Origin of the sequence: Pseudoalteromonas sp. S558 (assembly GCF_005886635.1) — a bacterium.
GTDB classification, from domain to species: Bacteria; Pseudomonadota; Gammaproteobacteria; order Enterobacterales; family Alteromonadaceae; genus Pseudoalteromonas; species Pseudoalteromonas aliena.
Genome location: NZ_PNDU01000005.1, coordinates 1 through 22540 on the forward strand (window position 1 = coordinate 1; position 22540 = coordinate 22540).

The 22540-nt window shown below is 38.4% G+C and carries 16 protein-coding genes; 15 read left to right on the forward strand and 1 reads right to left on the reverse strand.

Annotated elements, in window-relative coordinates; translation table 11 throughout:
• The first annotated feature begins 573 nt into the window (after positions 1–573).
• The 10 genes from CWB66_RS00150 (at position 574) to ccoG (ending at position 13995) form a co-directional block, all read left to right on the forward strand.
• A complete protein-coding gene (locus CWB66_RS00150) occupies positions 574–2016 on the forward strand; it encodes a glyceraldehyde-3-phosphate dehydrogenase (protein ID WP_077537573.1) in 1443 nt (480 codons plus the stop codon).
• Between the two features lie 216 nt (positions 2017–2232).
• On the forward strand, positions 2233–3360 hold the full coding sequence (locus CWB66_RS00155) for a M14 family metallopeptidase (protein ID WP_138583861.1): 1128 nt from the start codon (positions 2233–2235) through the stop codon (positions 3358–3360).
• Between the two features lie 377 nt (positions 3361–3737).
• Positions 3738–5240, forward strand: a complete 1503-nt coding sequence (locus CWB66_RS00160) for an alanine/glycine:cation symporter family protein (RefSeq protein WP_138583862.1) — start codon at positions 3738–3740, stop codon at positions 5238–5240.
• A 139-nt stretch (positions 5241–5379) separates the two neighbouring features.
• Positions 5380–5706 carry a hypothetical protein gene (locus CWB66_RS00165; protein WP_138583863.1) on the forward strand — a complete coding sequence of 109 codons (327 nt, stop codon included), beginning with the start codon at positions 5380–5382 and terminating at the stop codon, positions 5704–5706.
• 1 nt (position 5707) lies between these two features.
• Positions 5708–5989, forward strand: coding sequence for a YeaC family protein (locus CWB66_RS00170; protein ID WP_007378333.1), 282 nt, complete (start codon positions 5708–5710; stop codon positions 5987–5989).
• Entirely contained in the window at positions 5979–8660 is a 2682-nt protein-coding gene (locus CWB66_RS00175; RefSeq protein WP_138583864.1) for a DUF349 domain-containing protein, read from the forward strand. Before CWB66_RS00170 ends, CWB66_RS00175 begins: the two co-directional genes overlap by 11 nt.
• Before the next feature lie 366 nt (positions 8661–9026).
• On the forward strand, positions 9027–9581 hold the full coding sequence (locus tag CWB66_RS00180; protein ID WP_138583865.1) for a YceB family lipoprotein: 555 nt from the start codon (positions 9027–9029) through the stop codon (positions 9579–9581).
• Positions 9582–9649: 68 nt separating this feature from the next.
• A complete protein-coding gene (locus CWB66_RS00185; protein WP_138583866.1) occupies positions 9650–10954 on the forward strand; it encodes an ABC1 kinase family protein in 1305 nt (434 codons plus the stop codon).
• A gap of 93 nt (positions 10955–11047) precedes the next feature.
• On the forward strand, positions 11048–12466 hold the full coding sequence (locus CWB66_RS00190; protein WP_138583867.1) for a sigma-54 interaction domain-containing protein: 1419 nt from the start codon (positions 11048–11050) through the stop codon (positions 12464–12466).
• Positions 12467–12612: 146 nt separating this feature from the next.
• On the forward strand, positions 12613–13995 hold the full coding sequence (gene ccoG / locus CWB66_RS00195) for a cytochrome c oxidase accessory protein CcoG (RefSeq protein ID WP_138583868.1): 1383 nt from the start codon (positions 12613–12615) through the stop codon (positions 13993–13995).
• Positions 13996–14070: 75 nt separating this feature from the next.
• On the opposite strand, the gene CWB66_RS00200 is transcribed toward ccoG, so the two are convergent.
• Positions 14071–14994 carry a M14 family metallopeptidase gene (locus tag CWB66_RS00200; protein ID WP_138583869.1) on the reverse strand — a complete coding sequence of 308 codons (924 nt, stop codon included), beginning with the start codon at positions 14992–14994 and terminating at the stop codon, positions 14071–14073.
• Positions 14995–15246: 252 nt separating this feature from the next.
• On the opposite strand from CWB66_RS00200, the gene CWB66_RS00205 reads away from it, so the two are divergent.
• The 5 genes from CWB66_RS00205 (at position 15247) to CWB66_RS00225 (ending at position 22314) form a co-directional block, all read left to right on the forward strand.
• A complete protein-coding gene (locus tag CWB66_RS00205; protein ID WP_138583870.1) occupies positions 15247–17793 on the forward strand; it encodes a UvrD-helicase domain-containing protein in 2547 nt (848 codons plus the stop codon).
• 255 nt (positions 17794–18048) lie between these two features.
• On the forward strand, positions 18049–19695 hold the full coding sequence (locus CWB66_RS00210) for a cyanophycinase (protein ID WP_138583871.1): 1647 nt from the start codon (positions 18049–18051) through the stop codon (positions 19693–19695).
• A gap of 87 nt (positions 19696–19782) precedes the next feature.
• Entirely contained in the window at positions 19783–20031 is a 249-nt protein-coding gene (locus CWB66_RS00215; protein WP_138583872.1) for a hypothetical protein, read from the forward strand.
• Between the two features lie 520 nt (positions 20032–20551).
• Positions 20552–21880: a hypothetical protein gene (locus tag CWB66_RS00220; protein ID WP_138583873.1), complete on the forward strand. Its 1329-nt coding sequence runs from the start codon at positions 20552–20554 to the stop codon at positions 21878–21880.
• A gap of 11 nt (positions 21881–21891) precedes the next feature.
• On the forward strand, positions 21892–22314 hold the full coding sequence (locus tag CWB66_RS00225; RefSeq protein WP_138583874.1) for a type 2 periplasmic-binding domain-containing protein: 423 nt from the start codon (positions 21892–21894) through the stop codon (positions 22312–22314).
• Positions 22315–22540 lie beyond the last annotated feature (226 nt).

Here is a 22540-nt window from a genome sequence, read left to right on the forward strand (position 1 = left end):
AAGCGCTAACTGCGTTGAATATACTATCCAAAGGCCAGCTATTGACGCGTAAATTCGCCTTGTTTCCACTGAAAATCTCTGGCTAGAGAAAATAAATTTAAATATCACCATTATTCAATACGTTAGTAAATCTCTTAACCAAAGTTCAGGTTACTTAGTCAATTTGAGGGATTAAATCTGAGGCTAATTACGTTAAAAATTTCTGATATAGAACAATTAGATAGCGAGATTATTGCCTTGTTATCAACACGATTTTCTTACCTCACAATAAATCACTTAATTAAGCGATTAAATACTCCTAAGATAGAGCAAATCTCAATTTTGAAAGGTTAGCCAGCACTACCGAATCTTTTTTAACTAACTGTACTATCCTCACATTGTTCAACGCTCCCTCATCGCTAATATGTAAAAACAGCAACCAAAAATGTATAGAATTAGCCAAAGGTATTGCTAAAGTTTACGCTTTTCTAAAATCATTTGGCCCCGAATAGTAGAGAATAACCTGAGATTAAATTAGAATAGCTGTGCCCATTTGGGCTATCCGTTCAAAAATGTTTAACTTAGGTAAATAAAATGACCTCATCTCACGAGTTAGAATACACGAATAGTTGGCAAGAGCGCCAAGATTACGCAGAAAGCATGCAACCAATCATAGGTAAGCTTTATCGTAATCGTGGTATTGAAATTGCTGTATATGGCCGTCCTCTCGTAAATGCCAGTACTATCGATATTATCAAATCTCACAAAACCGTTGCTCAGTTTGAAGGCACTAAATTACGTTTACGCGAAAGCTTCCCATTTTTAGAAGCTATCAGCAAAATGGAATTAAACTCTGCACGTATTGATATTGGTAAGCTTGCATATAGTTATTTGTTCACTGAAGCTGCAAAAGGCCGCTCAGTAGAAGAATTTGTAAAAGATGAGCTTGCAGAAATAGCTGACTCACCAGCTAGAGAGCCGCGTGATGTTGTACTTTATGGCTTTGGCCGTATTGGTCGTTTACTTGCGCGCTTGTTGATTGAAAAATCAGGTCCATATTCAGATTTACGTTTGCGCGCGATTGTTGTGCGAGGTGGTAAAGAAGGCGATCTTGAAAAACGTGCAAGCTTATTGCGCCGAGATTCAATCCATGGCCCATTCAACGGTTCAATCACGATTGACAAAGAACGTAACGCTATTAAAGCTAATGGCAGCTACATCCAAGTTATTTACGCTAACTCTCCTAGCGAAATTGATTACACTCAATACGGTATCGACAATGCATTGATTGTTGATAACACGGGTATTTGGAAAGATGAAGCAGGCCTTGGTCAGCATCTAGAGTGTAAAGGCGCCGCAAAAGTATTACTAACAGCGCCTGCAAAAGGTAACATCAAAAATATCGTATATGGTGTTAATAACAAAGATATTTTGCCTGAAGATAAAATTGTATGTGCAGCAAGCTGTACAACCAATGCAATTACACCAACGCTTAAAGCATTAAACGATAAGTTTGGTATTAATAATGGTCATGTTGAAACTGTTCACTCGTACACGAACGATCAAAACCTTATTGATAACTACCACAAAGCAGAACGCCGTGGCCGTGCCGCTGCACTTAATATGGTAATCACTGAAACAGGTGCTGCAAAAGCGGTTTCAAAAGCATTACCAGAGCTTGAAGGCAAGTTAACAGGTAACGCAATCCGCGTACCCACACCGAATGTATCGCTCGCTATTTTGAACCTTAACTTAGCAAAAAGCACAACGGTTGAAGAGTTAAACTCATTCTTACGTCATGCTGCACTTCATTCCGATTTGCGCGATCAAATTGATTACACGGCATCAACGGAAATTGTATCTACCGATTTAGTAGGTAGCCGTTACGCAGGTGTTGTTGATTCACAAGCAACAATTGTTGAAGATAACCGTATTGTTTTATATGTATGGTATGACAATGAATTCGGTTACAGCTGCCAAGTAGTTCGTTGTATGCGCGATATGGCCGAAGTGTCATTCCCAAGCTTACCTCGCTAATATATTGCAGTGATTTAAAAGCCAGCATTTTGCTGGCTTTTTTGGTCATGTGTTATTTTTAAAGCTTATTCCATGTGATAGGCTTTAATTATGTAAATGTTGGTCGTACTTTGTTTTTCGAAGTTCCCAGCTTTTTTCTACACGTATGTGTGTACCTGTAGTGTTAGCTCTGCAAATTAGTAAGCAGATAAATTTATTTAACTTAAAGGTTTTTTCATGAAAATCAGCAGCAATTTCGACAGTGGTAATATTAAAGTAATTGAAGCCACCGATCCTTTAAATATTCAATTAGAAATTAACAAAGATCATCAGTCTGAATTTTATCAGTGGTTTCACTTTCGCCTTGAAACAACGCCTTACCAATTGCATAAGTTAAATATTAATGAGCTTGAAAAATCAGCTTATCCAGATGGTTGGGAAGGGTACCAAGCCGTTGCGTCGTATGACCGTCAAACATGGTTTCGTGTACCATCAAGCTATGAAAATGGCACATTAAGTTTTGAAATCGAACCAGAGTGCGGCAGTGTGTATTTTGCCTACTTTGCACCATACAGCTATGAGCGTCATTTAGATTTACTGTCTTGGGCACAAAGCCAAGGTGCTTGCCAATTAGAAACGCTGGGTGAAACGCTCGATGGCCGCGACATGAGCGTGCTTAAAATTGGTGAGCCAAGTGAAGACAAGAAAAACATCTGGATCACAGCACGCCAACACCCAGGTGAAACAATGGCGCAGTGGTATGTAGAAGGTCTACTTCACAAATTACTTGATGATGAAGACCCACATGCAGCTGCGCTTCTATCAAAAGCAGTTTTTTACATTGTGCCAAATATGAACCCAGACGGCAGTGCGCGCGGGCATCTTCGTACTAACGCGAAAGGCGTTAACTTAAACCGTGAATGGCAAACACCAAGTATGGAAAATAGTCCTGAGGTTTACCTAGTTCTTAATAAAATGCGCGAAGCTGGGTTAGATATGCACCTTGACATACATGGCGATGAAGCTATCCCATATAACTTTGTGGCAGGCAGTGAAGGTATTCCAAGTTACGATGCACGTCTTAAAGGCTTAGAAGATAGCTTTAAAGCAGCACTTTTAACTATTACTCCAGAGTTTCAAGATGAGCATGGCTATCCAAAAGATGAGCCCGGCCAAGCTAACCTTACGGTAGGCTCATCAGCTACCGCTGAAGAATTTAAAGCATTAACGTACACAATTGAAATGCCATTTAAAGATAATAACGATTTACCTGATCCAGACTATGGCTGGTCAGACCGTCGTTCGTATCAATTTGGTCAAGATACGTTAGCGGCTATTGTTAATGTTGTTGATAATTTAAGATAAAACGTTTATCAAAAGGGTATCAATAGTTTTGATACCCTTTTTGCTTTTAACAAATCCTTTGTATTAAAAAAAACCACCATATAGCAACTGCATTCTTAAAGCGTTTTCAACGCTTCTTCGCTGCGTATCATCATCTTATCGGTACAAATCAATCTATTTTCATTTAAATACTGGCAGATGTAGTGCCTTACAACAAATGTGTAATTAGATATTTTGAAAATTAAGTGTTAACAAAGTTGGTGTACTTAAGTTAAGATTAATTAAATCATCAGTCGGGGCGGGAGAGGTAAAACCTTATTTCGTAAAGCTTATGTTGCATAGTAGCTAAAGCAGAGTCTCGTAATTAAAAATAATAAATATAACTATAGAGGATATCCATGGAAGCTATTGTAAGCGCTGTTAATGATGTTGTTTGGAGTAATGCACTCATCTATTTATGCCTAGGCGCAGGCTTGTTTTATTCAGTATTAACTCGATTTGCTCAAGTTAGACATTTTAAAGAAATGTGTAAGTTATTATTTAGTCCTAATACGTCTGATAAAGGTATCTCATCTTTTCAGGCTCTTGCAGTATCGTTGTCTGGACGAGTAGGTGTTGGTAATATCGCAGGCGTTGCAGCGGCTATTGGTTTTGGTGGACCAGGTGCTATTTTTTGGATGTGGGTTGTTGCTTTTCTAGGCGCAAGTACCGCATTCGCAGAGTCTACTCTAGGGCAAATTTATAAAACAGAAGAAGACGGGCAATATCGTGGTGGCCCAGCCTATTATTTTGACCGTTGTTTAGGGCAAAAATGGCTGGCTGTTTTATTTGCTGTTTCGGCGATTATAGCGTGTGGTGTTTTTCTGCCAGGCGTACAAGCAAATGCGGTAGGTAATGCGTTTACCCAAGTATTTGGCGATGGCAATATTGTCTCTACTAGCTTTGGTGACGTAGGCAGCTTTAAGTTGGTCGCTTTGGCAATTATCCTTATTGTTTTGGCATTTATTATTTTTGGCGGTATAAAACGTATTGCGAACTTTACTCAAATTGTGGTGCCATTTATGGCACTTGGTTACATAGTATTGGCATTAATCGTGGTATTTTTAAATTTAGATAAAGTGGGCGATATATTTTATTTAATTATTAGTGATGCGTTTACAGCACAGGCTGGTTTTGGCGCTGCTATTGGTTGGGGCGTTAAACGTGGTATATATTCTAATGAAGCTGGCCAAGGTACTGGGCCTCATGCAGCAGCTGCAGCAGAAGTTGATCATCCTGCTCAACAGGGGTTAGTACAAGCTTTTTCTGTTTATGTTGATACCCTCTTTGTGTGTACTGCAACTGCATTAATGATTTTAATAACGCAACAATACAACATTGTGGGTGAGCTACCAGCAGGGCAGTTTATTGTACAAAATGTTGATGCAGCCACTGAAGTGGGATCAGCAGCCTTTACTCAAATGGCTCTATTTAGTGTATTTGGTAGCTTTGGACAAGCATTTGTCGGTATTGCATTATTCTTCTTTGCCTTTACCACAATACTTGCTTATTACTTTATTGCAGAGACTAATATTGCTTACTTAAATCGTTATTTTAAGGGCAGTATTCCGCTTGTACTGGTGAAATTTGTAATTATGTTTATGGTTGCATACGGTATGGTGAACAATTCAGGTTATATTTGGACTATTGGTGATATTGGCGTTGGCTTAATGGCCTGGATCAACATATTGGGTATCTTAGCCATTTTCTTCGTCGCTAAGCCTGCTTTATTATGTTTGAGCGATTATGAAGAACAAAAGAAAAAAGGCGGAAAAGTCATATTTGATCCAGTTAAATTAGGCATTAAAAATGCAACTTTTTGGGAAAAACGTTTAGAAAAGCAGTCAAAAGACGCTGAGTAACTAAACTCAGTGAGTAACGTGGAAAATTATCGTCCTTAAATGATTTATTGGTTTGAATTCAAAAAAGACAACGAGAAATAAAACACGTACAATAAAGGCGCCGAAAGGCGCTTTTTTTATGCGTAGTATGGAGAGAAGTATGGCGATTATTCGTTGCCCAAAATGTGCAAAATCAATTTCAGATAAACATAAGCAATGTCCGCATTGCGAAAGTAACATTGCAGAGCTAAACGACGAGCAAGTTCAACAACTTCAGCGCGAGCAGCGAATTAAAAAAAAGCAGATGTTTATAAATCACTCCTTTTTGGCGCTTATCTTGTTTTTAGGTGGTTTTTTCTGTTTATACTTTTTACAACCACAAGAAGAAACACTGCAGTGGTACGCTTACACCGCTGCAATTGGCGTAGGATGTATTTGGTATCTTATAAACCGTATTGTTTTAGTGACACTAAAAAAGAAAAAATGACATGAATATCGATAATCTTGTACAAAATATTACTCCCGAATTATTTGAACGCTTACAATACGGTGCCTCTACTGGTAAATGGCCAGATGGTACCGTTTTATCCGATGAGCAAAAGCAACAAACAGTGCAGTTGGTTATGTTGTACCAAGCAAAAGTGGCTCAATCAAATGAGCAATTTACGATTGGTGCTAATGGTGAAATGATCCAAAAGACAAAAGCTCAACTACAAAAAGAATTTAAATCAGACAACGAAATAGCTAGGTTTAGTGAACATGATCTTTAAGCACCTTTTTACACCAAAATGGAAACACCCTAAGCAACAAGTACGTCTTGATGCTATCGAAAAACTCGACATTGAACGTGATGCAACCATATTAAACACGTTAGCACTTGAAGACAGCTCAGCTGAAATACGCCGCAAAGCACTACAAAAAGTAAATGACTTACCACTTTGGTGGAAAGCGTATAAACAAGATCAAGCATTAAAAGATATAGCAGAACTTCAAATATCTAATGCTGTTTTAAATAGTGAAAGTACACTAGCACCACAAATTAAAAACGAATATATAGAGCGTTTTGCACCCGTTAAAACACTTGAGAAGCTAGCCTTTGCTGAAAAAGAGCTGCAAGTACGCGTTAAATTATTAAAACGTTTAGCAAATCCAAAACTAGTCGAAAAAGCCTTTAAAGAAGGTAGCGAAGAGCTACAAACTCAATTAGTTGAACTTGTTATTACACATCAATTGATTAAGCCATTAGTAAAGCATGCAAAGGGTGGTGCAAAAGCAGCACTTAACACGCATATTGAAAATGAGCGTTTAGCAATAGAAATGCCACTTCAGGTTGAAAGTGCAACACGTGTTATTTTAGCTAAGTTAAATGCCTTGCGTGAAAAAACAGATTTTGCTCTTGTTAATCCACAAGCGAGCGATTTAATCGCTCAATGGCAAGCACTTGAGCTTAAATGGTTAAGTGATGAGCGCGTTAAGCTCCTAGATGAAAAATATACTTCTATCACCACTAAATTAGATGCACACATTGAACAGCTAAAAGCGGTACATGACAAAGAGCAGCAGCAATTAGCGCAACAACAGCGTCAATTATTAGCACTTGCAACACTTGAAGCTTTGGGTGAAGAAATTGAAAATGCCCTACAGCTTGGTCTTGAAACGCCAGAGCAAATTCAACAAGATTGGCTTGATGCAAAAGTAGCGCAAGCTAAGCAAGCTATTAGCGAAACAGAACTTGCTAACAATGCACAATCTAAACTGGCTGTAAGCAAGTTAGAAAAACTATTTACTCAAGTTGCTAAGTTACCTGAGCTAACAATGGCTATTAAAGAGTACAAACTCGCTTTTGCAGCATTATGCGAAATTAAGCCAGCAGAAGATTTAGCACAATACGATTCAACTCTAACTGAATTTAATAATGGTTTTAAAGCAGCGCGTAGTCATTTAAATATTTTAGATGGTGCACTGCAAAGTACATTTAAAACCCAGTTAAGTGCGCATAAAAAGCAATTTTTAGCGCCAATGAATGAGTTAATCAAGCCACTTGAGAAAAACCAAAGCCAAGCAAAACGCAAAGCGCGTGATGTTAAACGACTAATTGAAGAAGGCCGATTTAATGTTGCTTTTGGTGTGTTTAAAGGGTTTGAAGAATTATTTAATACCCTAACCGAGCAATATCAACAGCCGCTTGTAAATATAAAAGCAGATCTTGAAGCACAACTTGCAAATGCTAAAGATTGGCAAAAATACGCAGCAGCACCAAAGCGTGAAGCGTTATTAGAAGAAGTAAGTGCATTAGTGAGCGAAGAGTGTACCGATCCACAACAACGCGCAGAGCAAGTGAAAGTGCTACGTAAGCGTTGGAATGAGTTGGGTCGTTTAGATACAGATGAAGAAAAGCAACAAGGCGTTCAGTTTGATGAAAAAATCGAGCTGTTATTTGCACCTTGTCGTAGTTACTTTGCGGATCAAGAAGTACAACGTGAAGCCTCAAAAGCACAACGCGAAAGTATTATTAGGGACATGCACGCGCTTCATTTACAGCCTACGGCTGAGGATAACTTTGATTGGAAGCAATATGAAAGCCAATACAATCGTTTAAATAAAGCGTGGCGCAGTGTGGGTAAAGTTGACCCTAAAACATACCGTACATTAAATGACAGTTACAAAAACGAGCAGCAACAAGTACTGGCTTTATTAAACGCATTTCATAAAAGTAATGCCGCACTTAAAAATGAATTAGTAGAAAAAGCGCAGCAATTGTCTCAAAATGATGATTTGGCTGCGGCTTGTCAAGAGTTGAAGCAGATGCAGCAGCAATGGCAAACTATTGGTTTTGCAGGCTTGAAAGCTGAAAATGCGTTGTGGCAAAAATTTCGTCAGTTTAATGACGAAACATTTACCAAGCGTAGTAGTGAGTTTGAGCAGCAAAAACTTGAGCAAAACGAGTCAGATAAACAAGCAGCAGCAGAACTTACTGAGCTTGAAGCAGCATTGAGTGATGTTAACCAAAGAGCGCAGTTGCACGACCTAGAAACGAAAGTAAAAGGGTACGCTCAATTTAGATCATTATCATCTAAGGTAACTAAATTACTAGCTGCTATTGAAGATAAGCTTGCCTTGCTTATTAGTAAATCAGAGCAAGCTAATTTAGATACATTAATTACTGCACTTGAGAACAATGAAACGTTACCAAGTCAGTATCAAGCACCGCTTAAAACAACATTAAGTAAAGAGCAACTTATTACTCGCATGGAAATACTAGCGAACGTAAGTTCAACCGATAAGTCTCTTAGAATGGCAGAGCAAGTAGCCATGCTAGATGACAAACATCGTGGCGAACATGCTGATTTAAACTATTATTTAAAACAATTATTAGCGCTCAGTGCCGGTTCAGTTGAACCTGACACACTAGCACGACTTAAAGCGACACTTGCAGCTTAATGCACTAGGGCGTGTTGGCCTTTCGTGGTTGAATTTGCAGCAGACTGTTTGGTATTTAGGCAAGGCAGAGCCTATGTAGTGTGGTTATTCCCCATAAATAGGCGATAACGCAGCATAAATGCCAAACATGCGCTGCCCTTGGGTTCTGCCTAGGGGCGATTAACTCTTTGTTGCTCGGTTTTTACTTAGCCCACTAGGTTACAAACCTCACGCCGCGATTAAATCGCCCCTAGATTGAACAAATTTCAATCCACAAAGGTCAACACGCCCTAGAACCAGCATAATATGTGCTGGTTACTATTTTACTAAGCCGCTTTAATAGCGGCTTTTTTTATGTATCACTAATTCATAAACAAAAGGGTTCTCATGAGAATTTTAGCTATTATTGCAGCATTATTTTTAACTGCCTGTAATACCACGCAAGGCATTTCAGTGTATTCATTTACCAACGCTGAGGTTGAGGCTGTTCTAGGTAAGCAATTACCAAAGTTAAGTGAAAAAATAAGCTTGATGGGTTTACCGGTTAAGTTTGATGTAAACGACTTAAGTGTCAATATTGGGCCAGATAACCGCGATGTTGTTGTGCTCGGTGCAGATTCAAGCGCTGAAATTAATGCTTTTGCACTTAAATATCCAGTGCGTTTAAAGCTGCAAATTGAAGGGAGCCCGTTTTACGACAGTGAAAAAAAAGCAGTCTTTTTACGTAATATTAAGTTGCTCGATTCGAGCGTTGATGCCGGTGGTTTCAAAGGCAACATAGGCGCACTAGATAGCCAGGCAATGGATGTTATAAATGCCTTTTTAGCGGTTAACCCTGTTTACACATTAAATATGGATGACCCTAAAATGATGCTACTCAGTAAACTTCCACTCGATATGAAAATAGTTAAAGGTGCTATTAAGTTGGTACCTCAACTTTAAGTAGATCTGGCTGGTTAAAATATACGTATTAATTAGCCTGACTCTCAGGCTAATTAGGTTTTAATATTATGGCAGCACCTCGTACAGTGCCCACCTCTCGACTCTCTCGCTTTGCAAAATTAGGCTCACTCGCAACAGGTGTTGCTACCAACATGTTAGTTGATGGCGCTAAGAGCGCATTAACCGGTAAAGGTTGGAATAATAAAAGCTTACTACTACAACCTAAAAACATTGAAAAACTAGCCGTACAGCTATCACATTTACGTGGTGCAGCAATGAAGCTCGGGCAATTGCTCTCAATGGATGCCGGTGATTTACTAAGCCCCGAATTGGCCCAGTTACTTGCTTTACTGCGCTCAGACGCGAATCCAATGCCGCATAAACAACTTGTAGAAGTGCTAAAAACGCAATGGGGGGATGAGTGGCTAGCGCGCTTTTCTCATATCGAATTAAGACCTTTTGCTGCGGCTTCTATAGGGCAAGTTCATTTAGCTTATAAAGAAAATGGCGAGCAGCTTGCTGTTAAAATTCAATACCCTGGTATTGCAAAAAGTGTAGTGAGCGATGTTGATAACGTAATTTCTTTATTAACGATTTCTCGATTACTTCCTAAGGATCTTAATATTAAGCCGCTTATTAGTGAAGCCAAAGCACAGTTATTAGCCGAGGCCGATTACACGCGAGAAGCACAATATTTAATACGTTATAAAAGTGCGCTAGCAGAGAACGTACACTTTAAAGTGCCCAATGTATATATTGAGCACAGCACACAACAAGTGCTTACTATGGAATATATAAAGGCAGAGCCCATTGAGAGCATTACAGAGCTACCTGATAGTCAAAAAAGCTTTGTTGCAGAGCAACTGATTGATTTATTTTTCAAAGAAATGTTTGAATTTAAATTGATTCAAACCGACCCTAACTTTGCCAACTTTCATTACCAGCTTGATACACAAAAAATTGTTTTATTTGATTTTGGCGCAACGCGAGAAATATCACCCAAGCTTAGCGAAGGTTACTTAGCATTGTTTAAAGCCGGTAGCGAAAACAACCGAGAAGGTGTGCTTAAAGCGGCTTCACACATTGGTTATTTTCAAAATGACTTAGTTGATGAGTATAAAAACAACGTCATTGATTTATTTTTAATGGCGTGCGAGCCATTAAGAACAGAAGGGGAGTTTGATTTTAAAAATAGCGAACTCGCGCTCAATATTAAAAATGCAGGGCTTGCCCTCAGTGCGCAATCTCAGCAATGGCATACACCGCCCGTTGATGCGCTATTTATTCACCGAAAACTCGCAGGACTTTATTTAATAGCCGCAAGGCTAGGTGCAAAAATAGACATTAAAACGTTATTTAAGCACTATTTATAGCGTTTTAATGAGCGCTTGAGTGCATTTAAAGTAATGAGTGCACTTAGCGTATGAAATTGTCATAATACTCGCGATATTTCGCGAGGTGTATTTATGATAAAACAATTTTTAAACGATCCTAAATTATTGCTAAACGCAGTAGGTGAGGGCATATACGGTTTTGACTTATCGGGTAATGCGGTATTTGTAAATCCTGCAGCTGAACGTATGACGGGTTGGTGTGCTGATGAACTTTTAGGTAAAAAAATACATCAATATCATCATCATACTCATGCTGATGGGACGCCTTATCCCGCTGACGAATGCCAAATATATTGCACCATGTTTGATGGCAAACGCCGTGAAGTAAAAAATGAAGTTTTTTGGCGCAAAGACGGTAGCTCATTTGCAGTTGAATACACCTCAACACCCGTGTATCAAAATAACCAATTGATTGGTGCTGTAGCGGTATTTCGCGATATATCACAGCAACAACGCACACAAAATGCATTGCAAGAGGCACTTGAAAAAGTAAAGCACTTAAGCGAGCAACTAAAAGATGAAAACAGCTACTTAATCGCAGAACTTAACGAAGACTGGCAAGACTCAGGGTTAGTTGGACAAAGCCATATATTTCAAACCATGTTAGATCAAATAAAACTGGTAAGTGAAACCGACAGCACAGTGCTTATACTTGGCGAAAATGGCACGGGTAAAGAGTTAGTAGCCCGTAATTTGTATAGGCTAAGCAAACGTAGCGAACAAGCTTTTATAAAAGTAAATTGCGCTGCATTTACACCGAGCTTACTAGAGTCGGAACTGTTTGGTCATGAAAAGGGCGCGTTTACAGGTGCCAATGAGCGTCGTAAAGGGCGTTTTGAACTTGCTGATAAAGGCACCTTATTTTTAGATGAGATAGCAGAGCTTCCGCTTGAGGCGCAAAGTAAATTACTCAGGGTTTTGCAAGAACAAGAGTTTGAACGTGTCGGTGGCAGCAATACGCTAAAAGTAAGTATTAGAGTAATTGCAGCGACTAACCGCAACCTGTGGGAAATGGTACAAAAAGGCACGTTTAGAATTGATTTGTATTATCGGCTTAATGTATTTCCTATTAAAGTCCCGTCCCTTAAAGATCGAAAAGAAGATATTCCTTATTTGTGCGCTAATTTAATTGCGCAGTTAAATAAACGGCTTGGGAAACACTTAAAAGGGCTAAGTAAAAAAGCAATGATGCAGCTGCAAGCCTACAATTGGCCAGGCAATATTAGAGAGCTGCAAAATGTACTTGAGCGCGAAGCTATTTTATCTAATCAGGCTGTGCTACAGCTAAGCCAGCCTTTGCAAGCGGGTGGTGAAGTCGTTATTAACCCTTCACTTACGTTAGATGAAGCCCAAAAGCAGCATATAACAACTGTACTAGCGCTCTCGCACTGGCAAATATCGGGTGATAAAGGGGCGGCTGTTAAATTAGGCTTACCTGAGAGTACACTACGCTCAAAAATGCGAAAGTTAGGGATTATTAAGAATTCGTGATATATCACGTTATTCGTTATATATCGCGAATTTAACTTTTTCTTTGTTTAAGTAATCTCTTTAATATCAATGTATTAATTGAAGTTTCAGCTTGGTCTGAAAGTTGCAAATACTTGCTTAATACCCGTCATAATGAAGCAAGTACTATGAAGTTTGATATTAAAGAAGAAGATATGATCATTAAGCCCTATAACACCGAAGGGCCAATTTATATCCGCGAGCAAAAAGGATTTTTTCAGCGTATACGCCGTAATTTAGGCTGGCTGTTAATGCTAACTTTTATTGCTATACCGTGGATTCAATATAATGGACAACAAGCTGTGCTGCTTGATGTGGCAACGCAAACCTTTACCATTTTTGGTTTAACACTCCTTCCTCAAGATTTTATGATTTTAGCCTTACTGTTTATGGTGGGCGCTTTTGCGTTATTTTTTGTAACTAATTGGCTTGGTCGAGTCTGGTGTGGTTACACTTGCCCGCAAACAATATGGATGCTCATGTTTTCGTGGGTAGAGCAACGCATAGAAGGCACGCGAAATCAGCGTATTAAATTAGATAAATCGCAGTGGACGCTGAGCACTTGGCGCAAAAAAATAACGAAGCACAGTGCGTGGATTGTTATTTCCGTTTTAACCGCCACCTCGTTTATGGCGTATTTTATTCCGGCAAAAAGTTTGTATATGGAAATGCTTACATTTGAATGGTCAGGTATTACAGGGTTCTGGGTGTTTTTATTCGCTTTTTGTACTTATGGTAATGCCGGGTTTCTACGTGAAAAAATGTGCACAATTGCTTGCCCGTATTCTCGTTTTCAGGCAGTGATGTTTGATAAAGATACGTTGCTTGTTACCTATGATAGCGAACGAGGTGAAAACCGAGGACCGCGTAAACGTAAAGCCGATCCAAAAGAGCTTAACTTAGGTGACTGTGTAGACTGTAACTTGTGTGTAGAGGTGTGCCCCGCAGGAATAGACATTCGAAATGGCTTGCAATATGAATGTATAAACTGTGGCTTATGTATTGATGCTTGCGACGACACCATGAATAAGTTTGGTTACGAAAAAGGCTTAATTAAATACGCCAGTGAAAAACAAATGGAAGGGGACAAAACCAATCCATTTAGATTAAAACTAGTAGGATACGGCGCATTAACGGCTTTGTTAATAATTTCTATGTTTGCATGGATGTTGCAACGTACACCAATAGAAGCCTCAGTATTACGCGACAGAAATGCGCTTTATAGAGTGAACTACGAGGGCCTAGTAGAAAACCCTTACACGCTCACTATTATTAATAAAACGCAGCAAGCACTGCATTACACTATTGCCATAGAGGGTTTACCAGGTGCGATGCTTTCAAGTCCAAGTTCTACACTTATACAGCCAGGTGTGATGAAAAGAGTCCCTGTTACTGTAACAGCCGATGGCTACGATATTGAGCGTAAAGTCAGCAAGTTACAATTTATTGTAACGGCGCAAGAAGACGCCAGTATTACTATAACTAAAGATAGTCAGTTTTATAAAAACTGAAAAGATTAATTATTTACACAGGCTCAACCAAACCAGCCACAATGCCCAAGCAGTATATCTACTTGGGCATTGTTTTTATTTTGATTGCTTGTTAATGATAAATTTAAGTGCACTATCAATTACAGCTACTTGAGCCAAAATACATTCTTCATCTGTGGCTGTTGGACTATCAGGGTATACCTCTGTTGTGGTTACATAGGGTGCATCAGTAAAGCCCATACACAAACCTAGATCGCGAGCAGCATAGTTAATTACACCAAATTGCTCTTGAGCTACGCCTATTAACTGGTTGTTTTCATCGCTCGGTGCAATGTGCGTGACCTTTGCCACATCTTCGATAATTACTTTTTGAAATTCAGGCTCCGGCTTATTGGTATCGGCCACTAAATAAAACCCATCAGGTATGTTCCAATTAGTGTTTGTAGTGCCTTCACGGGCAGCAAGTGCGGGTCTAAATTCACTGTTATCGCTGTCAGTTGTTTCGTGTAAATCGATATGAGCCATTAAATCTATATCGAGTGATTTCACAAACGCCATAATTGCAGCCGATTCATGAGCAGGACTATTTTCGTAAAAAGAGCGGTTAGGATCAATCGCGTCTGGATTCCAACGATTTATTGTTTCATACCCCCAAGGGCTAATGCAGGGCGCAACAATAATATTAAACTGCTCTGAGTGTTGTATTGCCGATGTTTTGGCAAATCTAAGTGCGCCATGTACGCCACTGGTTTCGTAGCCATGTACACCACCGGTGATTAAAACTGTTGGTTTGTCAGCATTAAAGTGAGGTGTTTTTAACACATACAGTGGATAAACACCTGCGGCGTAATTAAGCTCACCGTATTGCTCTACATTTAATATGCTTTTTAGGTCGTCAACTAGCGTTACCACTTCATCTTGGTAACTGCGTTTTATGTTTTGACGTGCTAACCACTGAGCTTTATCGCTGTTATTCCATTTCGTCCCAGGTGTGCCTATAGGGTATGTACTGTTAGTCATAATAAGCCTTTATATCAATTGAATTTTGTCTTTACAAAAGTGAAGGTATTAAATGCAATTGCTAAAATTATGTAATAAGGATATAGCTTAACGTTCAGTAAAACAGCGTGCAAATTAAAACGTTAAAGTCGTACTTTTGTTGTGTACTTTTTCATTGATATAACTAAGGGGGCGGTAGTTGCTGTTATGCATCAATTTATTATAAAAGAGTATGTTAAAATCAGCTTATAGTCTGTTTTTGTATTGAGTATTATGGCGCAGTATATTGCCACACCAAGTTGGTTAGGTCGTTTTTTTACCCGTATTAAGCGAGTAAGTATTGAGCAGAGCATGCTTGTTATCGACTTTAGGGATAACACTAAGCTGCAATTTAGGTTAAGCGAATTTAGTAATTTTTCTGTGCTAAGAAACCGTCTGTTTAGTGCTGAAATTAATTTAAGTGATCGTAATAACACATGCATTAGCTTTTTAAATAAAGGCCAAGCAGACGTGCTTAGCAAAACATTAAATCACTACTTTGCAAACAGCTTGGAGCAAAAAATAAACAAGGCTAAAACGCAGTTAAAGCAATATGCTTTAGATGAGTTTTTACGAGACAGCTCAATTGAAATATTGAATAAAACCGTTTTTTCTTTAAGTAAAAATTACGCGCACAATCAAATTTTATGGCAACAGCATTTATCGCCGGTTAGCATAAAGTTTTTAAGTATTTTAAGCCGCACACCTAAAGTAACCGACGCTGTAGCGCAGTTACGCCATAAATATGAACAAAAACAGCTTACTCTAAGAGATAATTTTTATAACAATGTGGAGTCTAATCCACTGACAATAGAGCAGCGTTTAGCGGTTATTCGCGATAACGATAAAAACCTAGTATTAGCAGCAGCGGGTACGGGTAAAACATCAGTTATGGTTGCCAAGTCGCTTGATTTAATTGATCGGGACATAGCAACGCCAGATCAGATATTAGTACTCGCTTATAATAAAGCAGCCGCAGAAGAGTTAAAAGAGCGATTTATTAAACGCGCAGGACAGGCAAATTTAAGCATGACACCGCCTGTTATTTTAACGTTTCATGCATTAGGCCTAACACTATTGCGAAATGCTAAAAAGTCGACTGAGCTTTCTGTATTGGCTAGTGATGCATTACAGTTAAAAAGTTGGTTTACGGCGTGGCTAAGTGAGCAAATGCAGGCTAACTCTGCTTTTTTAAAAAGCTTTGTTGATTTACTGTATGAGCCCGTTGATATTTTTAGTTTTAAAAATAGTGCTGAAGATGAACATTACGTGCGGATTAATGAATATAAAAGCTTTGCTGGTTACAAAGTTAAAAGCTATCAAGAGCTACTTATTTCTAATTGGTTGCACTTGAATTCGGTCGAGCACGAATACAAACCAGCTTATAAAATAAAGCAACGCGTGGGACCGGGCGATAAAAGGCTAAACAAGCAATACTCCAGCTTCTACTTACCAAAATACAATATTTACTTAGATCATTATGATATTGATAGGCAAAGTAATACTCCCTCAGGCATAAACAAAGAGCACTATAACGAACACATAGCGCTTAAGCGCGAACTGTATAAAAAAGATAACACTATTTTTCTCGAAACCTTTCATTTCAATTGGCTTGAGGGAAAATTAGAGGAGCGCTTAGGTAAACTTTTAAAGCAGTATAGCGTTGCGCTAACGCCTTTAGCTGATGACAAAATATTTGCTCTTTTAACTAACTCAGGGCAGTTACAACAAGAAGCTGAGAAATACCTAAAGTGCTTACAAGCCATAAGGGTTGAGCAGTTAACCAATACCCAAATAAAACAGCGTATAAAGCAAAGTGGATTTAAAAACCATCAGCGCTATGCGGCCATGCTTATCACTATTCATGATGCTTACACCCACGAGTTAAGCAGACAAAACGCCATCGATTTTGATGATATGATAATTCACGCCACACAAGTTGTGAAAAAAGGTGAATTTAGTGTCCCTTGGAGCCATATTTTAGTTGATGAATTTCAAGATATATCGGGTGCACGTATGGCTTTTTTAAATACGCTTATTAACAAAGGCACAGGGATCCGCTTTACAGCTGTAGGCGATGATTGGCAGGCTATTTATCGCTTTTCGGGTGGTAACCTTGCACTGACGACACGATTTGAAGAGCTTGTGGGGAGTCACTCATTAACGGTGTTACAAAAAACATTTAGATATAACAATAGTATAAGTGACGTAGCTGGGCGTTTTGTAATGCAAAATCCAGAGCAGTACAAAAAGCACATTACAACGCATGTGCAAGTTAGTACGCCGCAAGTTATTTTATTAGACGACCAATACAAAGGTGCTAAGTCACTTGAAGTAAAAGTTCAGCAAATTATTAGCACTATTCAAAAAAACGACGCTACAGCCAGTATTGCGGTACTTAGCCGATACCGCTTTATGCTTAATAAGGTAGAGCAGCATTTAAAAAATAAAAAACAAACTAATACGTTGCACTTTTGGACCTTACACGGTGCCAAAGGACTTGAAGCTGATTACGGTATTATTATTGGTTTTAAGCAAGGTAAATTGGGTTTTCCTAGCAATAACCAAAATAACGTGTTGTTAGAGTCGTTATTACCTGTGCAAGACAGCTTTACCCACTCAGAGGAAAGGCGTTTATTGTATGTGGGTATTACGCGGGCTAAGCATAAAACCTATTTAATTGCTGATCCCCATGCGTGCTCAGTATTTATAAAAGAATTAGTAAATGATGATTACCCTATTGAAGTTGCCTCAACATTATTTAACCTGAGCTCTGGTTAAGAGATTTATTATCCAGAGTTCAGGTTATTTAATAAACTGCAACCGAAGCACAATGTTACTCGCAACGAAAAATTGCGTGTTGGGTAGTTGTTATTACTGGGAAATGGTGTTCCATAGAATGTACAAGCGCTTGTAAGGTTAGTATGTTTAGGCTTAAAAAAGTTTAGTCGCGGTTGCATTACTGATAAAGTTATAACACTTAGCATGGTTTGTTATCAGCTAAATCACTCCTTATATAGCTATTAGAGTCTTATTATGAAAAATCTGCTTTTGTTTGATATAAAATCACAATTATCTCGTTGTACGGTTGTACTATTAGGCATTGCTTGCTCATTAGCCTTTAACGTGCAAGCACAAAACCAAACATTAGTTTTAGCAGGAGGAGCGCTCTCAACCTGTTCAAGTTCTACACCTGAGAATTGCCAAAATAGCGCGCAAATTAAAGGAAAAGCCCACAATCTTTTTAAAGTTACGGATGCTAAAATTAGTACAATAGCTCAGTATTGGCCCAGCGGTAATAATGATAAAAAATTAGCGACAATAAATGCGCTCAATACAATAAAAATACAAAAAAAAGTGCCGATGACAAGAAAAAATTTACTTTGGTTATGGCGGGATATAAATAATACATCACTGAGTAGCTTATCCGTTGATGAATATAACTTTGTATTTGATATGTTAGAAATATTTCAGCCAAACATACCGCAATTAAATAGCGCCGAGCGCCTAAAAGAACAAGTAAATACTGATCTGAATAACCAAAGCGCGACGAATAATATATTTCAATTTGTATCGGGTAGTTTAAAAGTTAATAACGCAGAGCCTACAATGCTTGTTGTTACAGCATCTAGTCGAGACCCATATGAAGCCGCTGATCTCGCACAAGCTCTCTTTGCACAATCAAATATAAACACGCAATGGTTAGCACTTACTCCCGCGCTTGTGCACGCAATAACAAACAACTCATGCGATAAATTACCTGTCCTCAGAAATACACAAATGAAAATATATAATCGTGAGGCAATATACCCAGACCGTATTCAAGCAGAGCTTAGCTTATGTAAAAAGGGCATTGACGCTCTCGTTTCACTGATTAAACACAGTACTGGTGTAGTGTTTAATGACGGTGATGCAGTTTTAGCAAACCGAGTTTTATTTGATCAAAACGATAGACCATATCCATGGACTGAAGCATTGCAATCACGCCCTGTAATTGTAGGGGCTGGAGCGGGTACTGTGGTTCAAAATAAAATAGTAAGTGAATTTACTACAACAAGTCTTTCTGCACTTCGTGATAGCACAAATAACAGCCATGCTGGTGGACTAGGTAGTTTTAATTTTGGTGTACTCGATACTCAATTTAGTGAACAAAACCGTACATTTAGACTTGCGATGGCTATTGATAAAAGCCAAGCTAAAAATATTAAAGCAGAAGTGCAACACGGTTTTGGTATTGATGAAAACACCGCTTTGGTTGTTATTAAATCGCCAGAGGGTAATCTAATGACAGTAATAGGCAAAAGCGGTGTTGTGCACTTGGCGAATCAAATTAACAATCAACCAAAAGGCAAACATTATAGCTACTCGTACTGGCCTACAGGCAGCGTGATTGATGTTACCAACAATGCCTTTACTCTAAGCGAACGCACTATAAGCCAAGCATTACCTGCTATAAAAATCCCATCACTGCCAGTACAGCGCTTTGGCGCAATTTTAACAAATTCAAAGCTGCGTTCACTTACTCAAGCTATGTGCTTAAGCCAAGAACAAAGTGCGGTAGCGCAACAAGATGAGTTTATAATTAGTCTTACGGCTACTAAAAGTACCAGCTATCATCGTATTAGTGCAAAGGAGCTTGGTTGCGCGGTGATCAATTTAGATTTAGCTGTAAGTACTTTTTAGGGTTTAAGTTTTCAGCGGTACTCTATAAAATAGTGCACAGCTTATTAGAAGCTTCGTCAAAACGAAGCGCGATTAAAGAGTATTAAAATGAATAATGAACAAGATATAATTGATAACCTTAGTGATCTTGAAAGCTTTTTATTAAAAGTTGAAAGTGGTGGTTTAGGTTTAAAAGGTGTTGCGGGTGTCGGTATGGCAACAAACAACAATGATGGTAGCCGCTTTGTTGCGGTATTCGATGACCAACAAAAACTACTTTTGGCACGCACCATTACAGAAGATGTGTTTCAAGCGGGTCATGACTTGGTAAGAAATGGTGTGGCACGTAAACATTAATAAGAGTTAAACTTTATAAGAAGCGCCAATGGCGCTTCTTATAAAAATAGAAGTTAAGAGAACGTTCAAAATTCCCCTCTAAATTATCGCCCCATGAAAAAGTATTTAGCTTTTGAAATATAAGGTTTTTAGTTTTTTCTAGCATGTATTTAAGTGCTTTTTTAATAACAGATCCAAAAGCGTATACATAAGAGCCTGCGGATGTTGATTTAAGCGACAATGTTTAAAAGTAGTGTAAAGCGAATCAAGTAGTGTCTTTTTTATTTTAGGTGTTTAACTGTAAAAAACTCTACGTATCGGCAGTAGCTCAGATAACTTTACCGTTATTTGATCGATTATGTACTTTATATGAATAAATCTTATGAAAACTTAAATAAGACCAAATAAAGCTAAAATAAGTTCAATTTTTATTACAAATAAAATAAAAATGGATTATAATTTAGTTGAACAATCAAACAAAAGGGTTGGTTTGGTGCTGGAGTAATTGCCCAAACATAGCTCGATTAAACCAAGGGTCAATATGAAATATATTTATATCTGTTTAGCTTTAATATTATTACCTAGTGTTGCTCAAGCATCAGACGATTTTAAAATCTCTGGTTTTGCAACGTTAAGTGCGGTAAAAACGAATAAGCAAGACATCGAGTTTATTCAAAATAACACACTACCAAGTGGTTCTGATGATCATTGGAGATTTGACAACGACACAGTACTAGGCATACAAGGTCAATACAAGATATCAGATAAGTTATCAGGCGTAGTGCAATTGCTTTCACGTCGTAACTACAAAAATAACTATCAGCCATCATTAGACTGGGCTTACATCAGTTATAAATATAATTCAAACCTTCGTTTAAGAGCTGGACGCTTCGTATCACCTGTATTTTTGGGTTCAGACACGCGTAACGTTAACTACTCTAACGTTTGGGTTAGACCTGTTATTGATTTATATAGCCAAGCTACGATTAATAATATAGATGGTGTAGATGCTATATACAGTAACTTTATTGGTGATGGCGATATCTCGTACCAAATACAAGCTTATGCAGGTAAGTTTGATAAATTATACTTCCCAGGTAAAAGTTACATTAAGTTCCACCACATGGCTGGTTTAGTTGGAACAGTACAATATGACTCTTGGACTTTTAGAGCGGGATACATGAATGCTCAACATTCAACTCTTAGTGCCGAAGGCGATTACGTACCAGGTGACATGAGAATGTTGGTAAGTACAGATTATCAATTAGGGCTAACTATAGATCCTCAAAATGATAACTGTGCAGTTGGTACTTGTTCAGAAGTTGTGCCAAATGCAGGTGATGTATTTAGTATCATTCAGCGTAAACGTAGACCATTCAACCTTACAAGCCTTGCTGTAGTTTATGACAACGGCAGCTACTTTGGTCAATTTGAGTGGGCTCACAGAGAAGCAAGATCTTCTTTATCTAACGGTATAGCAGCTTACGGTATGGTTGGATACAGATTAGATTCATTTACTCCTTATGTTGGTTACTCATACGCTAAATCTTTAACTGAAAACTTTGCACTTGATGTTGATGCAGATATAAAGGCGAGTCTTGATTCTCAAGTTGTGGATTTAGGTAGTGAGCCGCTTGATCAATATGTTGTTAGAAACTCAAGTTCACGTTCAAATACAATTACAGCGGGTCTTCGTTGGGATTTTTATAAGAAAATGGCATTGAAAATGCAGTTTGATAGCTTCCGTCCTTTAAATCATGACGGTCTTGCGACTGGTGGTTCAGGTTTTCTAAACCGTACTAACGAAACGCTTTCAGCTACTGGCAAAAATATTATTGTATCAACTGTATCGTTAGATATTATTTTCTAAAGGAAGAATCCATGAAAATCTTTAAAGCAATTTTCTTCTTAACAATTTTATCTGCTATTGTAACGACTTCAAGCAGTGCAGCATTATCTGTTGTTGTAAATAAAAGTAACACATCTGAGCTTTCTGAAGCGCAAGTGAAAAATATTTTTATGGGTAAGTTGGGACAATTTACTGACGGAACTGAAGCTGTACCTGTGTTGTTTGAAGCAGGAAAAGGTGCTAGAACAGCATTTGACGACACTGTTTTACAAAGAAACACGTCTCAAGTAGATGCGGTATGGTCCAAGCTTATTTTTACAGGACGTAGAAGTCCTCCTTTACAAGCTAAAGATGCTAGTGAAGTTTTAAAAGAGATTAGTTCTAACCCTAAAGCTATTGGTTACCTAGAAAGCGGTGACGTTACAGATAGCGTAAGAGTACTAGCTACTTTCTAATTTATTAAGTGCATAGACATATATAAAAGCTCTCGTGATACCAATCACGAGAGCTTTTTTATTTTAAAAGTGTTAGGGCGCGTTGACCTTTGTGGATTGAAATTTGTTCAATCTAGGGGCGATTTAATCGCGGCGCGAGGTTTGTAACCTAGTGGGCTCGGTAACTGCTCCTGCGTTACTCTAATGGCTTACATCCCTGTAAGAATAAGTAAAAACCGAGCAAAGC